Here is a 13,989-nt window from a genome sequence, read left to right as displayed (position 1 = left end):
AACGACGACGGTAAATTTGGGTGCAGGTTTGGCGTTATTAGGGAAGCGGGTGCTGCTTGTCGATATTGATCCACAAGGCAACACCACGAGTGGTATCGGGATTAACAAAGCAGATGTAACGAATTGCATTTATGACGTGATTATTAATGATGTTCATCCGAAGGACGCAACGATTCCGACTATGGTCGAAGGTCTGCACATTATTCCGGCAACGATACAATTGGCGGGTGCTGAGATTGAATTGGTTCCGACGATATCACGTGAAGTACGATTGAAGAAATCGCTTCAGCTTGTAGCACATTTGTACGATTACATATTAATTGATTGCCCACCTTCACTTGGGATATTGACGATCAATTCCTTAACAGCATCCCATTCGGTCATTATACCGATTCAATGTGAGTACTATGCGTTAGAGGGACTCAGCCAATTGTTGAATACGGTCAGACTTGTTCAGAAGCATTTGAATACCTCTCTGCAGATTGAGGGTGTTCTTCTTACGATGCTTGATGCACGTACGAACTTGGGCATACAAGTCATTGATGAAGTTAAAAAGTATTTTCAACAGAAGGTGTATACAACGATTATTCCCCGTAACATACGCCTTAGTGAGGCACCGTCACATGGTCAGTCGATCATGACCTACGATCCGAAATCTAAGGGTGCGGAAGTATATTTGGAACTTGCGAAGGAAGTGATTTCGTATGAGTAAGCGATTAGGACGTGGATTAGACGCGCTCATTCCGTCACTATCCGTCAATGATGACGATAAGGTAGTAGAGGTATCTCTACAACAGCTGCGTCCCAATCCATATCAGCCGCGAAAACATTTTGATGAGCAGTCTATTCAGGAGCTTGCAGAATCAATTAAGCAGCATGGTGTCATTCAGCCCATTATTGTGCGGAGTGTTTTAAAGGGATATGAGATTATTGCTGGAGAACGCCGCTACCGAGCCTCTCAGCAGCTTGGTTTGCAGCATATTCCAGCAGTTGTTCGCAACTTCTCCGATCAACAAGTCATGGAAATTGCCCTGATTGAAAATTTACAACGTGAAAATTTAAACGCCATTGAATTGGCCGTTGCTTATCAAGCTTTAATGGATCAGTTCACGTTAACGCAAGAAGAACTATCTGTTAAAGTAGGTAAGTCGCGCTCACATATCGCTAACTTTCTGCGTCTGTTGCAGCTCCCAGAAGAAGTAAAGGAATGTGTTTCACGTGGAACACTATCAATGGGACATGCGCGTGCAATTGTAGGGGTAAAGGACGAGGCAAAGGTGAAACAGTTGGCTAAATCTTCCATTGAACAAGGGTGGAGCGTTCGTCAGTTGGAGGAAGCAATCCAGCAGATGAACAAAAAAGGGAAGTCAATTGATAAAACGAAGCTTGTCCGCAAAGATCCTTACTTAGATGAATTGGAAGAAAGTTTGCGTGAACGATTCCGTACGACAGTTAAAATTAAACAGAGCAAAGATAAAGGGAAAATTGAGATATCGTACTTTAACAAGCAGGATCTGGAGCGATTATTAGAATTGCTTCAATCGTTGTCGGCTCAATAAAGCCTTAGTTGGGATTCTTGTACATGAACTGGCATTCTTGGTTGTTATCCGAAGCAAGAGGGGATTACACTAAGCATGCCAGTTTTGTGTTGGGATAGAACAAACAGCCAGAAGGACAAGGCAACGATAAACGGCTTGTTATTTACAAAATATTGAAGCAAAAGGTTACAACTTTGTTGTCTCTTCATTCGGTTAGATCGTGTTATAACTAAATGTAGAGATCCGTTAAAAGGACATATTTCCGAATACCATCAATGACCATAAACAGGTTCAGCTTCATCGCAGCCTTTGGAAGTTGATATAGGGTAGAAAAACGCAGATTTTTCAAATTGAATGGTGGGGAAAAAGTATTGTATGAGTCCGATGAAAAAATTTATACTAAGGATGGACGAAATACATACAGAAAATATGACTCATCATTCGGCCAGCTCGCATCATAGCTGCCCATTATAGATAATAAATATTGATAGACAGCAAGCGAACTAATGGGGAAACGCAAGGATGAGGAAGTCCGTGCATTTGAGGTACGGGACACGTTATAGGCAGGAGAGAACAAAGACTTATGATGAATGAATTGCAGAATGATTGGTTGCCGCTCATTGCCGCTGGCATCGGCATATTGTTATTGTTGTTACTTATTATTGTTCTTCTCCAAGGGTCACAGCTCCGTAAGCTTCGCCGCAAATATGAGGCGATTATGGGGGAAAGTGGTATTGAAAATTTGGATGTTGTATTGTCCAGCATGCATGAGGATATTGCACATCTGCAAGGGAAGACGGAACAGCATCATGCTGACATGGAGCAAACGAAAAAAGCTCTGAAAAAGATGAAATCCCACGTCGGCATACAGCGTTACAATGCATTTGCAGAGCGCGGGAGTGATTTAAGCTTCTCGATTGCATGGTTAAATGAGGAGCAGGATGGGGTTGTCATTACAGGCATCCACGGACGGGATCACTCTTATGTATATGCGAAGCCCATAGAGAATGGACAGTCTTCCTATTCCTTGTCCCCGGAAGAGAAGCAAGCAATGGAGCTTGCAGAGGCAAAGAAGGGCTCCTAATCCGTGTACTTATCGATGGGCTAAGGAAGTGAGTGACTGTTCGATTGTATCCGCGATCACCTCGGCCATACCCATGACCAAATGAAGCCTAGTATTTTGCAATACGAAATATTCCATGAAGCCTCCGACGTTGACAATGCCTGTAATGTGCATATCTCCGATCGGGGGCAATTGTTTATTTACCCCAGCCCCAGGACGGACCGGCCCTTCAACGACTTGAACGGAACCCACACTGCTGCTCTGGCCAAGACAAGCGTCAACTGCAATAATGAAGGTATGAGGATCGCTCGCTTGCAGTGAATCTATCGTCTCTTGCAAATTCATGGCATGAACAGGCTGCTGTAGTGTCCCGAGAACTTGAAAGTGACGGGAAGTGGACTTCGACAGCCGTGTCCCGACGAGAGGGCCGAGACAGTCGCCCGTTGAACGATCGGTTCCAATGCAGATAACCGTTGTTGACTGGTGAGAAGCTCGCATTTGCAAATGGTGTTGGCAGGAATGAATTAGGGAAGATAGTGCGTTAGGTGCATCATAAACCACTTTACATGGATGGCATTCATGGGTTGACGGGCGTTTGAACAAAGAAAATGTCATCACAAGCAGCCTCCGTTTTCTACTAAAGGTACTATCTAGTATATGGAAGCAAGAAAACTTTTATACTTCGACGAGAATAAGTTCCTATTTTATAATAAAGTGTCCTAACATTGATAACGCTAGATAGTAATAGAGGGGGAATGAAGATGTTATGGGCCGCAGCGGCAGATAAGCAAGAAGAAGTAACCGACAATATTGAACAGACGCTGTCGGTATTCGAGAAATGGCAGCAAGGGATATGGAACTGGGTAACCGATATGGCAACTTGGGAAATGCTCTTAGTAAAAACCATTAAAATTGTACTGATTATATTAGTAACCAGAATCGTGATTCGCATTGTTCATCGAATGATTAATCATACGATTGCCAAGCAGGAGAAATCCCGCCTGAACGGACAACCGAGGCGGCTTGTTACGGTAGGAAAGCTGCTTAAAAATATGACCTCGCTTGCAATGAATTTTATTATGATCCTTGTAGTTTTATCGGAGTTCAATGTGAATTTGGCACCACTGTTAGCGGGGGCAGGGGTCGTCGGCTTGGCCATTGGTTTTGGTGCTCAAAGCTTGGTGAAGGATGTTATGACCGGATTTTTCATAATATTGGAGGATCATTTCGCGGTAGGCGATGTCATTAAGGTTGGATCCTTCCAAGGTACGGTAGAGATGATTGGTTTGCGGTCGACTCGGATCCATAGCTGGACTGGAGAGGTTCACGTCATTCCAAACGGTAGCATTACCGAGGTAACCAACTATTCACTAAACAACTCGATTGCTGTTGTGGATGTATCAATTGCTTATGAGGAGAATGTAGAGAAGGCTATTCAAGTCATGAATAAAGCGCTTGAAGCATTGCCAGAGCACAATGAGAATGTAGTCAAGACGCCGCAAGTTTTGGGCGTTCAAACGCTTGGGCCTTCAGAAGTGACGATTCGGGTTATTGCCGAATGCCGTCCATTTACCCAAGCAGGTGTTGTTCGTATGATTAATGCAGATATGAAGCGGGCTCTAGAGCGAGAGGGAATTGAGATTCCATACCCGCGCCTCGTTACGTATCAACGAGCAGAACAAGGAGGGAATATGTAATGGAACGTAAAGTCTTCGCACTGGGTGATATCGTTCAAATGAAAAAGCCTCATCCTTGTGGTACAAATGAGATGGAGATTATTCGAATGGGCATGGATATCCGCATTAAGTGCGTTGGATGCAAGCATAGTGTGCTCGTCCCGCGCGCGAAGTTCGAGAAGAGCATGAAGAAGGTGGTTCGTTCTGCTCAACCTGATTCCGAGTAAGATAATTTTGTAAAAAATATGTTGCAATATAGTGTGGACTATGGTAAGATAACTCTTGCTATGGAAAGGTACCCAAGAGGTCCAAGGGGGCTGACTCGAAATCAGCTAGGCGTCGCAAGGCGTGCGTGGGTTCGAATCCCACCCTTTCCGCCACTTATTGGATATGACAACTCCGGAGCTTAGGCTTCGGAGTTTTTTGCATATTATAGGCAAATTTTTGCCGCCTCTGGAGCTGTTGATGACGATGTATGTGTTGTTGTAACAAATGCTGAAATAAATAAGAGAAGGGACTTCGCATACGCGAAATCCCTTCCTGGTTGACGGTGCTTATTCGACTTCTATCTTCACAATTCAGATGGCTTAGGTTTTCATCATATGGAACCATATAAAAATTCCATTACGATAAGTGTGTTACAGATAAATGCTCTACAGCACAACCCCTCGCTTCCCTTATTTCGTAAAGTTAAATGTCTCCACTAGGCTTCTTTGCTCCATTGTTCAACGGAACCCACCTCGCTTCGCACCGTCAGTTGTTATTATGGATCGTTATTGCGGAATTATACATCCGAGAAAAAATAAAAAGGGTACAGCAAATGAGAAAAGGGATCTCGCTTGCGCGAAATCCCTTCCTGGTTGACGGTGCTTATTCGACTTCTATCTTCACAATGTTCAGATGGCTTAGGCTTCCTACATCACATGGAACCTTTACGGTATCCATATTACGATAAGTGTGTTGCAGACAAATGGTCTTTAGCACAACCCCTCGCTTCTCTTATGTCGTAAAGTTAAATGTCTCCACTAGGCTTCTTCGCTCCATTGTTCAACGGAACCACACCTCGCTTCGCACCGTCAGTTGTTATTATGGCTCATTATCACGTTTCTATACACGGATAATAAAAAAAGTGAAACGATTGAATCAGTGCGTCAAAGCATGGCGCTTTTTCTTCCACTTTCGGTCTTTGTTCGTTGTTTCTGGGAATGTGTCGCCCTTCTTCAACTTAATTTGTTTTGGATCTTGAATCTCAGTATGGAAGCTTTTCTCACCGACTTCCATATAAATGGCATCATTGGGTGCTTTGTCTCCCGGTTCGAATTCTGTTTTCTCGCCCATTGTGTAACCTCCTGAAAGCATGTTGTATAGATGCAGAAGCGTAACGAGATCGCTTGCCTATGTAGTGTGTGCGCAGGGGTATCCCTTAATGAATGGAGAAAAGTGCTTGTATGCGGACACGAAGATGCACTTGCATGTCATCCTTCATTTTGGTACACTAGTTTAGTGCGAGTTTTCTCGCTCCTTGCTTCTGACAAGATCAGAGGCCTGAAGTCCATAAGGAGGTGAACGTGAAATGCGCAAATACGAATTGATGTACATCATTCGTCCTGACGTAGAGCAAGAAGCTGTTCAAACAACAGTCGACAAATTCCAAGGCGTTATCTCTAACGGCGGTGGAGAAATTACGAAGCACGATGTGATGGGTAAGCGTCGTCTTGCTTACGAAATCAAGAAGTTCCGCGACGGCGTGTACGTTCTCGTGAACTTTACTGCAGAACCTGCAGTAGTAGCGGAATTGGATCGTCAACTTAAGATTTCTGACGAAATCATCCGTCATCTTGTCGTTAGCGACGTGGCTTAATAGCCAAAACTATCGTAAGTTCGTAAAGGATACGTCGAAGGAGGGGATAGCATGTTGAATCGCGTGATATTGATAGGACGTCTTACACGGGACCCTGAATTGCGCTACACTTCATCTGGAGTGGCAGTAACGCAGTTTACGTTAGCGGTTGATCGACCGTTCTCGAGTCAAGGTGGGGAGCGTGAAGCGGACTTTATTCCAGTCGTTACTTGGCGGCAGCTAGCTGAGACATGTGCAAATTATTTGCGCAAGGGTCGGCTTACAGCAGTAGAAGGACGCATTCAAGTGCGCAACTATGACAATAACGAAGGTAAACGTGTATACGTGACTGAAATTATTGCTGATAATGTGCGTTTCTTGGAATCGAACCGTGATAACGGGGGAACACGTGATGATATGGGCGGCGGCAATTACGGTGCACCAGCACCGCAATACAACAATGCTCCAGCACGTGGTGGGAATTCCAATTCTCGCGGACAAGCAGCAGCAGATCCTTTCTCTGATGACGGTAGACCTATCGACATTTCCGATGATGATTTGCCATTCTAGAACGGAAAGGACTGACATGAATGAGCTTTAAGCAAAATGAAGGCGGCGAACGCGAAGGCCGTAAATTCGGTGGCCGTAGAGGTCGTAACAAGCGCCGTAAAGTGTGCTTCTTCACAGTGAACAAAATCACTCACATTGATTATAAAGACATCGACCTGTTGAAGAAATTCATCAGCGAGCGCGGCAAAATCTTGCCACGCCGTGTAACAGGTACAAGCGCGAAGTACCAACGTGCTTTGACGATCGCTGTAAAACGCGCTCGCCAAGTAGCATTGCTTCCGTACACTACGGAGTAATGATGGTGCAGAAGACAGCTGATATGATATCAGCTGTCTTTTTTATTGTCTTTTTTAATTTATCGACAGAGGGCGTTTTCGTTATCTCACATCGTGTTCGATTCTTGAATTGCTGATCTTATGGATTTCTGATCAAATATGTAATCATAACTGGAATAATTCCTTCTGCCACATGACTTTCCAATACAGTGGAATGATACCCGTGCGGTTGACATGGCCTAGAGAGAGATGAAGCTCCTCTACGGATTGAAGGGAAGCAGGGGCTACAATCGAGCCTGGTAACGCTGTTCCATTCGCAAGAGGAGCGAATTCCCCGCGACAATGGAAGCGGAGTCTGAGCTTGATTCATGCGTTTTTAATACTAGAGGAACGTAGATTTTGCCCTTTTTACTGATATATCCGCTAGGCATCTTCATGGACAAATTCGCCCACTTCCGACATATTTACATTCCCCGCACCTGCCAATAGCACGATTCCCCTAAGAAAATACATTTACCATGCCTGTATCCCATTCAATCTTGATTTCGCAAATGAATAAATGCTGCTCCAGTTGGATGGGGGGTTCCGTCTCGAGGCGGATTCCTTCATATGGCTGCAGTGATACAATGGATAGCAGGAGAAGGATGAAAATGGATTCGGTACGGAGGTTTAGATCATGAGATGGCACGAACGATTCAGTAAACGTTGGCAGGGGCAAGAAATCGACTATCAATGGCCATCCCCACAGCTTCCGATCATTAGCATCCGGAGCAGTGGCGCTAGCCGAGTAGGCCGACACAGTAAGGTCGCAATTGGCCTTATCGCGATTGGGGATATCGCAATCGGTCTCATCGCTGGAGGAATGATAAGTGTTGGTCTGTTTGCATTTGGTGTCATATCCTTAGGACTGCTGGCAGCAGTGGGTGCTATTGCATTCAGTGATTTGTTTGCAGTAGGGGCGATTGCGGTTAGTGATTGGCTGTCCATTGGCGCTGTAGCCGTGAGCAGTGTCTTATCCATCGGTGCTGTTGTAATTAGCAACGTTGCATTAGGAGTCGTCGCTATCGGTCAATATGCGTATGGTGTCGTCGCTATAGGCAATCATGGGTTTGGACTCATTCCATTAACGTTAGATGTTGTACGTTGGGTAAAGAGCTGGTTCGGATAATCATTATTCCATATCCTGTGTGAAAACCGCCCAAAAATGGGCGGTTTTTTGGTACTTCTGTCAAAATAGTGATCCGGATCATGAAATCTGTATTTTCCTTTTTGATCGTTTGCATGTAAAATAAAAATATTGTTTCATGCATAATCATCAAAGAAATTTGTCAAAGAGGGTTCTGATTACCGGTCGTTACAAACAGATAAAATCGACCGAGCATGCTCATCCTATATCTGATACAGCTTAACCATAAGGGAACGTGGATATTCCAATATTGGGTTATGAAGCTGTCAGTGTAGAATGTGAGCATGTCTTTTACATTCATCGTCACATACTGTTCTAGGCAGGTACTAAGCGGTGTGAAGCTCATGTTCAACGAATAGAGTAAGTGCACGATCGCATGATCAAAGCCGCAATTATTACGTTTCGAATAAATGAGAAGTAAAACGATGAGCAGCTAGCATGGCTGGTCTTTTTTGAGAAAAATCACCATGCGAAACTTTCTAGGGGAATAGGTACTGCTAGTATAGGAAATTCGTGTCGTTCGGATGGGGCGGGTATCTTTGAGAAGTGAAGCAGGTGTGATGTGCTGCTAATTTCGAATTAGAGCGAACCGAAGCTTACACACATGAGGAAAATTGAAACACCGTATGCGTATAGGGAAATCAGATTGACGGGGATAGCCATGCGCAGCATAATGTTTTTCATCTGGTCAATGCGGAAAATGCCTAAGAGCTATACTGAAACAGGTATGGAAGGCAACAAAAATGCTTCTTATATGTATGAAATAAGAACTATCGGTTAGTAAATGGATTCTGGACATGATTGCATCACATAAAGGAAGAAGAGGATTACGAATGAAAAAAAATAAATATAAAAAATGGGGAATCGCCCTGGCAATCATCGCGATTGTTGGTCTTAGCGGATTTATATTCCGCAAGCAGCTAGCGGTTCTGGCCTTCGATATGTTCTTATCCGGGCATGTAGAAGAGACGCTTGATAAGTCTTATAAACCAATTGAAGGCAAAGAAGAAGTAATTCGCAAAGTGACGGAGCCATTCTCAGTACTACTGCTGGGGGTTGACCAGCGAGGCAAGGAAATTGGACGTTCTGATACCATTATATATTCGGTTGTAAGACCACAAGATAACAAAGTATTGCTGCTGTCGATTCCACGTGATACGTATACGGAAATCATCGGCAAGGGATTTGAAACGAAGCTCAATCACGCTTATGCCTATGGTGGTGCAAAGATGAGCATGGAGTCGGTAGATAATCTGCTCAAGCATAAGGTTGACCATTATGCGACAATTAACTTCGAGGGATTGAAGGATGTCGTCAATGCATTAGATGGCGTTAAACTCCCGATAACGAAGGCAATCGTCAACAAAGATCCCGATCATGAAAAGTTCCGCATTGAGCCGAACAAGCCGATCTATGATGGTCAAGAAGCATTGTACTTCGTACGTTACCGTGAGGATTCGGATATGAACCGTACGATGCGTCACCGCATATTCTTGAACGCGGTTATGCAGCGTACCATCGAAATGGATAAAATCGGACGCATTCCAGAGCTTATTGAAATTATGGGTGAGAATTTTACAACGGATATGCGACCGAAGTATATGATTGATTTGGCCAAGACGATGTTCACGAATGACGGAGTACCAAGCATTAGCAGCTATATGCTGCATGGTGACGGCAAGATGATTGGCAACGGCTGGTATTACATGGTGAAGGATGAGGATCTGGATTATATTAAGACTCTGCTGGACAACTGGCTGGATCCGAAGACGAGCAAAGAGAATCTAATGGAACCACGCCAAGTGAAAGAAGATTAATGGTATAGAAACCGGAAAGTCAGTCGTATTTATTACGGCTGACTTTTTGTTTTTGTATGCCTAAATGTGTTAATTTATTGTTAGGGAGTTACAGCGATCATCTCGCTGGAGTCGTTTGAGGAGGAGACCTAACGGATGAACATTGCTTTTTTCTTAACACCGAAACATGAGGTTGTTAGTCTTACATTGAATACAACATTGAGACAAACACTCGAACGAATGGAATATCATCGGTACACGGCTGTTCCGATTTTGAATGATGAAGGGGAATATGTAGGAACGGTTACCGAAGGAGACCTGTTATGGCACATGAAAAATTCCAATGGCGCGATTACGTTTGAGAACGCTTCAAAATCCTTGCTGAAAGAAGTTTCGCTGAATATGCATAATAAATCAGTACGAATTGACTCCAATATGGAGGATCTTATTAATTTGGCCAAGGTGCAGAACTTTGTCCCGGTGGTTGATGATATGAACCGTTTTATTGGCATCGTGAGGCGCAGTCAAATTATCGAATATTGCGAGCAGTTCGTCACCAAAGCTATGGACGTGAAGTAATTATGGTATAATGAAAATGACGCCCTTTTCAGAAATATGGAAGATATAGGGATATACCCGCGGAATAAGCGGTCTCGGGGGTTCTTTCCGGGGGAAAAAGATTGAATGCGCAAGAGGTGAACGTATTGAAAAACCGCTGGTCATCGTCTTTATTATGGGCGATTGTAGCGCTCGTATTGTTATTATCCATATTGCAGCCGATACAGGTGTTGACGATGAGTTTTATGGCGGTTCCATTTGTGATGCTGTATGCAACGCAATCAAAGCAGAGATTCGCTCTTATCACTGCTGCCGTGCTTGCCGTCGTCTACTTGTTAATGGGGAAGGCAGGCATGATTGTTGCTGTAACCGCCTTGTACTTTATTATTCCGGGCATTGTCATTGGCCACATGTTTAAAAGCAGAAAGCCTGCACTCAACGTGTTCGTTGCTGGAACCGTGACCTTTCTCGTTGAGTCCCTTGTCCTCTTCGTCGTAGCGAAGTGGGTACTAGACTTCAATGTGTATGAATTTGTGATTGAGATGCTGAACTACGGGATGGTTGGTGTTGAGCAGTCTGCACTATTCCCGACGCAAGTGACAGCAGAAATGAAACAACAATTTGCGCTTCTCATGAGCAAGATGGTTCCATTTATGATGATTGTGAGTGCGCTGTATATGGGTACGATTACGTACGCTATCAGCCGTCGTCTATTAACCGCGCAAGGACATGATGTGCAGAAGATGAAACCTGTACACCAATGGATGCTTCCGAAGTCTCTTGTCGTGTACTATTTCATCGTTGTGATTCTTGACCTTGTTGGCCCGAAGTCAACGGACAGCTTCTTAACGATGATTGTATTGAACTTGGCGCCGCTCTTGCAGTTGGCATTCGTAGTGCAGGGGATTGCCTTTCTCTTCTTCTTTGCGCACATGAAGAAATGGGGCAAGGTGCTGCCGATTGTCATTACAGTAGCTGCATTGTTCATTCCACTGCTCTATTCACTACTTCGAATTGTAGGATTGGTGGATCTCGTCCTTCCGATGCGGAAGTACCTGTCCAAACCAAAAGTATAGGGTGAGAAGGCATGCCTAAACTATTGTTTCAACGTTGGTATACGAAGCATACAAGCTGGACATTCGTTGTATTGATCGCCATGAGCTTAGTGCTGACCTGGTATAACTGGGGAGTCGGGGTATTGGCATGGATCAGTATTGCAGCGCTCGCTATGGCATCGTTCACGGCAGAACGTAAATTCCGGGAAGAGACGGAGTCGTATTTATCAACGCTTGGATTACGAGTAAAGCGGGCTGGGGAAGAGGCCATCATCGACTTGCCGTATGGCATCCTTTTGTATCGTGAGGATCGTGTCATAGAATGGCATAATCCTTATGTATCTCAGCTAACCGGACAGGATGGGTTAGTTGGAGAGGAATTGACGGATATCTTCCCACAGCTTCATATGGGAAAAGAAAAGGATCGCTCCGCTGAATTGTTCATCGGTGGGCGTATCGTACATGCGGATATTGTGCCAGAGGAGCGGGTTGTCTACTTTACGGACATTACTGACCTGTGGAGCTTGCGCAAACGTTATGACGAAGAACGGATAGCAGTCGGAGTCGTCATTATGGATAACTTGGAGGAATCGACCCAAGGGCTGGACGACCAGCAGCGGGCTGCCCTGCTCGCGCGTGTAAATGGACAGATTACGTCCTGGGCAGGCGAGCATGGTGTATTGATGAAGCGGCTGTCCTCTGATCGCCACTTCATGATTATGGATGTACAGACACTGAAGGCACTGGAGCAGACGAGATTCGTCATCCTTGACGAGGTTCGGGAGACGACGCTTGATAATAAGCTTCCAGTAACGCTCAGTATGGGCATTGCAGCTGGTGCGGACAGCATCCCAGAATTGGGTCAGCTGGCACAGTCAAGCTTGGATATTGCACTCGGTCGTGGCGGAGATCAGGTAGCGGTTCGCATGGGACAACGATTATCGTTCTATGGCGGTAAATCGAATGCGGTAGAGAAACGGACTCGGGTTCGCGCACGGGTTATCGCGCACGCGCTTCGAGATTTCATTAAGCAGAGCGACGCTGTGTTCATTATGGGGCACAAGAATCCGGATACGGATTCGATTGGATCATCGATTGGCGTGCTGAACGCATGCCGAATGCTTGGAATTGAAGCCTATATCGTGCTGGAAGAGAGCAATCCTTCGATCGATCGTCTAGTGGACTATTTGAAGAAGGATGAAATTCTATGGTCAAGGTTCATCTCTCGAGCGGAAGCTATCGAAATGATTACGGAAGCAAGCCTTTTGGTTGTATGTGATACACACAAAGCTTCTATGGTAGAAGAGCCGCGTCTGCTTCAATCGGATCGGATTGTCATTATCGATCATCATCGCCGAGGCGAAGAGTTCATTAATGACGCGGTTCTCGTTTATTTGGAGCCCTATGCATCTTCTACGGCTGAGCTCGTTACGGAATTGCTGCAATATATCCATAATCGGATTAATCTCAGCATGCTGGAGGCAACGGCATTGCTGGCAGGGATCACGGTAGACACGAAGTATTTCACGCTGCGAACAGGCTCGCGAACATTCGATGCGGCAAGCTTCCTTCGCAGACAAGGTGCAGACCCATTGCTTATCCAGCGCATCTTAAAAGAAGATCTGGATGAATATATTCAGAAGGCGGAAGTCATCCGACATGCACAGATGCTGTATGGACATATTGCGATTGCGGTTACAGAGCCAGGACGAAAATTTTCTCAGTTGCTCATTGCACAGGTAGCTGATACGCTATTAAATATGACCGATGTTCTCGCTTCGTTCGTTATCAGCGAGCGAAATGATGGACTCATCGGGATTAGCGCGCGTTCGCTGGGCCAGATGAATGTACAGGTCGTTATGGAACGGCTGGGCGGCGGCGGACATCTAACGAATGCCGCAGCTCAATTGCAAGGTACGCTTGTTGAGGCAGAAGCGAAGCTGAAGCGCGTGCTGGAAGAAATCGACGCAGAAGAGGGGTTGTTCGAATGAAAGTCATCTTGTTGCAGGATGTAAAAGGACAAGGCAAGAAAGGACAAGTCAAAGAGGTTTCCGAAGGGTACGCTCAAAATTTCCTCATCAAGCAGGGACTGGCTCGTCCGGCGACGGACGGCAATCTTAAGACCCTGGATCAACAGAAGAAGTCAGAAGATAAGCGCAAGGAACAAGAAAAGATAGATGCGGAAATGCTTGCAGCGAAGCTGGGAGAAACAACAGTTGAGTTGAAGGCAAAGGCTGGTGAAGGCGGCCGTCTGTTCGGTGCCATCACATCGAAGCAAATTGCAGAAGCTCTTGCAGGCATGAAGATCAAAATAGATAAGCGTAAAATCGAACTTCATGACCCGATTCGTACGCTGGGATTTACGAATGTAGCCGTGAAGCTGCATCCTGAAGTCAAGGCGACGATGAAGGTGCACGTAACGGAGGAATAGA

General features: G+C 45.1%; 16 protein-coding genes and 1 tRNA gene. 15 read left to right on the top strand and 2 right to left on the bottom strand.

Going from position 1 to position 13,989, the window contains the following annotated elements; all coding sequences use genetic code 11:
• The 3 genes from ABN764_RS08970 to ABN764_RS08960 form a co-directional block, all read left to right on the top strand.
• Positions 1 to 712, top strand: a 712-nt coding sequence (locus tag ABN764_RS08970) for a ParA family protein (RefSeq protein WP_446671629.1), incomplete at its 5' end; no start/stop codon positions are given.
• On the top strand, positions 705 to 1,559 hold the full coding sequence (locus ABN764_RS08965; protein WP_072730920.1) for a ParB/RepB/Spo0J family partition protein: 855 nt from the start codon (positions 705 to 707) through the stop codon (positions 1,557 to 1,559). The genes ABN764_RS08970 and ABN764_RS08965, both read left to right, overlap by 8 nt.
• 562 nt (positions 1,560 to 2,121) lie before the next feature.
• The gene (locus ABN764_RS08960; RefSeq protein ID WP_021258404.1) at positions 2,122 to 2,622 is read left to right on the top strand and encodes a DUF4446 family protein; all 501 of its coding nucleotides are present in this window, start codon (positions 2,122 to 2,124) and stop codon (positions 2,620 to 2,622) included.
• A gap of 9 nt (positions 2,623 to 2,631) precedes the next feature.
• Here the strand turns inward: ABN764_RS08960 and yyaC are convergent, their stop codons facing one another.
• Positions 2,632 to 3,216 carry a spore protease YyaC gene (gene yyaC, locus ABN764_RS08955; RefSeq protein WP_028533229.1) on the bottom strand — a complete coding sequence of 195 codons (585 nt, stop codon included), beginning with the start codon at positions 3,214 to 3,216 and terminating at the stop codon, positions 2,632 to 2,634.
• 146 nt (positions 3,217 to 3,362) lie between these two features.
• Between yyaC and ABN764_RS08950 the strand changes: the two genes are divergently transcribed.
• From ABN764_RS08950 to ABN764_RS08940, 3 genes are all read left to right on the top strand, one after another.
• Entirely contained in the window at positions 3,363 to 4,298 is a 936-nt protein-coding gene (locus tag ABN764_RS08950; RefSeq protein ID WP_446671652.1) for a mechanosensitive ion channel family protein, read from the top strand.
• Positions 4,298 to 4,504: a DUF951 domain-containing protein gene (locus tag ABN764_RS08945; RefSeq protein ID WP_446671628.1), complete on the top strand. Its 207-nt coding sequence runs from the start codon at positions 4,298 to 4,300 to the stop codon at positions 4,502 to 4,504. Before ABN764_RS08950 ends, ABN764_RS08945 begins: the two co-directional genes overlap by 1 nt.
• Positions 4,505 to 4,566: 62 nt before the next feature.
• A tRNA-Ser gene (locus ABN764_RS08940) sits at positions 4,567 to 4,657 on the top strand.
• Positions 4,658 to 5,420: 763 nt separating this feature from the next.
• Here ABN764_RS08940 and ABN764_RS08935 read toward each other — a convergent pair.
• Complete coding sequence (locus ABN764_RS08935; protein ID WP_072730922.1) at positions 5,421 to 5,615, bottom strand: YjzC family protein; 195 nt, start codon at positions 5,613 to 5,615, stop codon at positions 5,421 to 5,423.
• Positions 5,616 to 5,850: 235 nt separating this feature from the next.
• Here ABN764_RS08935 and rpsF point away from each other — a divergent pair, with 235 nt between their 5' ends.
• From rpsF to rplI, 9 genes are all read left to right on the top strand, one after another.
• Entirely contained in the window at positions 5,851 to 6,138 is a 288-nt protein-coding gene (rpsF, locus tag ABN764_RS08930; protein WP_021257540.1) for a 30S ribosomal protein S6, read from the top strand.
• 51 nt (positions 6,139 to 6,189) lie between these two features.
• On the top strand, positions 6,190 to 6,687 hold the full coding sequence (ssb, locus tag ABN764_RS08925; RefSeq protein WP_021257539.1) for a single-stranded DNA-binding protein: 498 nt from the start codon (positions 6,190 to 6,192) through the stop codon (positions 6,685 to 6,687).
• A 20-nt stretch (positions 6,688 to 6,707) separates the two neighbouring features.
• Positions 6,708 to 6,983: a 30S ribosomal protein S18 gene (rpsR, locus tag ABN764_RS08920; protein WP_021257538.1), complete on the top strand. Its 276-nt coding sequence runs from the start codon at positions 6,708 to 6,710 to the stop codon at positions 6,981 to 6,983.
• 655 nt (positions 6,984 to 7,638) lie between these two features.
• The gene (locus tag ABN764_RS08915) at positions 7,639 to 8,130 is read left to right on the top strand and encodes a hypothetical protein (protein ID WP_446671627.1); all 492 of its coding nucleotides are present in this window, start codon (positions 7,639 to 7,641) and stop codon (positions 8,128 to 8,130) included.
• 851 nt (positions 8,131 to 8,981) lie between these two features.
• Positions 8,982 to 9,965: an LCP family protein gene (locus tag ABN764_RS08910; protein ID WP_021257536.1), complete on the top strand. Its 984-nt coding sequence runs from the start codon at positions 8,982 to 8,984 to the stop codon at positions 9,963 to 9,965.
• Between the two features lie 135 nt (positions 9,966 to 10,100).
• Positions 10,101 to 10,523: a CBS domain-containing protein gene (locus tag ABN764_RS08905; protein WP_021257535.1), complete on the top strand. Its 423-nt coding sequence runs from the start codon at positions 10,101 to 10,103 to the stop codon at positions 10,521 to 10,523.
• A gap of 101 nt (positions 10,524 to 10,624) precedes the next feature.
• On the top strand, positions 10,625 to 11,578 hold the full coding sequence (locus ABN764_RS08900) for a YybS family protein (RefSeq protein ID WP_227775004.1): 954 nt from the start codon (positions 10,625 to 10,627) through the stop codon (positions 11,576 to 11,578).
• Positions 11,579 to 11,589: 11 nt separating this feature from the next.
• On the top strand, positions 11,590 to 13,548 hold the full coding sequence (locus ABN764_RS08895; protein ID WP_028533234.1) for a DHH family phosphoesterase: 1,959 nt from the start codon (positions 11,590 to 11,592) through the stop codon (positions 13,546 to 13,548).
• The gene (rplI, locus tag ABN764_RS08890) at positions 13,545 to 13,988 is read left to right on the top strand and encodes a 50S ribosomal protein L9 (RefSeq protein WP_021257532.1); all 444 of its coding nucleotides are present in this window, start codon (positions 13,545 to 13,547) and stop codon (positions 13,986 to 13,988) included. Before ABN764_RS08895 ends, rplI begins: the two co-directional genes overlap by 4 nt.
• Position 13,989 lies beyond the last annotated feature (1 nt).

Origin of the sequence: Paenibacillus wuxiensis, from assembly GCF_040195695.1 — a bacterium.
GTDB classification, from domain to species: Bacteria; Bacillota; Bacilli; order Paenibacillales; family Paenibacillaceae; genus Paenibacillus_B; species Paenibacillus_B suaedae.
This window is presented reverse-complemented; position numbering and strand designations above follow the sequence as displayed.

Excerpts from the sequence above, each read along its gene's own strand:
- ABN764_RS08905 (WP_021257535.1), top strand. The coding sequence starts at position 10,101 with ATGAACATTGCTTTTTTCTTAACACCGAAACATGAGGTTGTTAGTCTT.
- ABN764_RS08945 (WP_446671628.1), top strand. The coding sequence starts at position 4,298 with ATGGAACGTAAAGTCTTCGCACTGGGTGATATCGTTCAAATGAAAAAG.
- ABN764_RS08960 (WP_021258404.1), top strand. The coding sequence starts at position 2,122 with ATGATGAATGAATTGCAGAATGATTGGTTGCCGCTCATTGCCGCTGGC.
- rpsF (WP_021257540.1), top strand. The coding sequence starts at position 5,851 with ATGCGCAAATACGAATTGATGTACATCATTCGTCCTGACGTAGAGCAA.
- ABN764_RS08950 (WP_446671652.1), top strand. The coding sequence starts at position 3,363 with ATGTTATGGGCCGCAGCGGCAGATAAGCAAGAAGAAGTAACCGACAAT.
- rpsR (WP_021257538.1), top strand. The coding sequence starts at position 6,708 with ATGAGCTTTAAGCAAAATGAAGGCGGCGAACGCGAAGGCCGTAAATTC.
- ABN764_RS08915 (WP_446671627.1), top strand. The coding sequence starts at position 7,639 with ATGAGATGGCACGAACGATTCAGTAAACGTTGGCAGGGGCAAGAAATC.
- ABN764_RS08910 (WP_021257536.1), top strand. The coding sequence starts at position 8,982 with ATGAAAAAAAATAAATATAAAAAATGGGGAATCGCCCTGGCAATCATC.
- ABN764_RS08965 (WP_072730920.1), top strand. The coding sequence starts at position 705 with ATGAGTAAGCGATTAGGACGTGGATTAGACGCGCTCATTCCGTCACTA.
- ssb (WP_021257539.1), top strand. The coding sequence starts at position 6,190 with ATGTTGAATCGCGTGATATTGATAGGACGTCTTACACGGGACCCTGAA.
- ABN764_RS08895 (WP_028533234.1), top strand. The coding sequence starts at position 11,590 with ATGCCTAAACTATTGTTTCAACGTTGGTATACGAAGCATACAAGCTGG.
- ABN764_RS08935 (WP_072730922.1), bottom strand. The coding sequence starts at position 5,615 with ATGGGCGAGAAAACAGAATTCGAACCGGGAGACAAAGCACCCAATGAT.
- rplI (WP_021257532.1), top strand. The coding sequence starts at position 13,545 with ATGAAAGTCATCTTGTTGCAGGATGTAAAAGGACAAGGCAAGAAAGGA.
- yyaC (WP_028533229.1), bottom strand. The coding sequence starts at position 3,216 with ATGACATTTTCTTTGTTCAAACGCCCGTCAACCCATGAATGCCATCCA.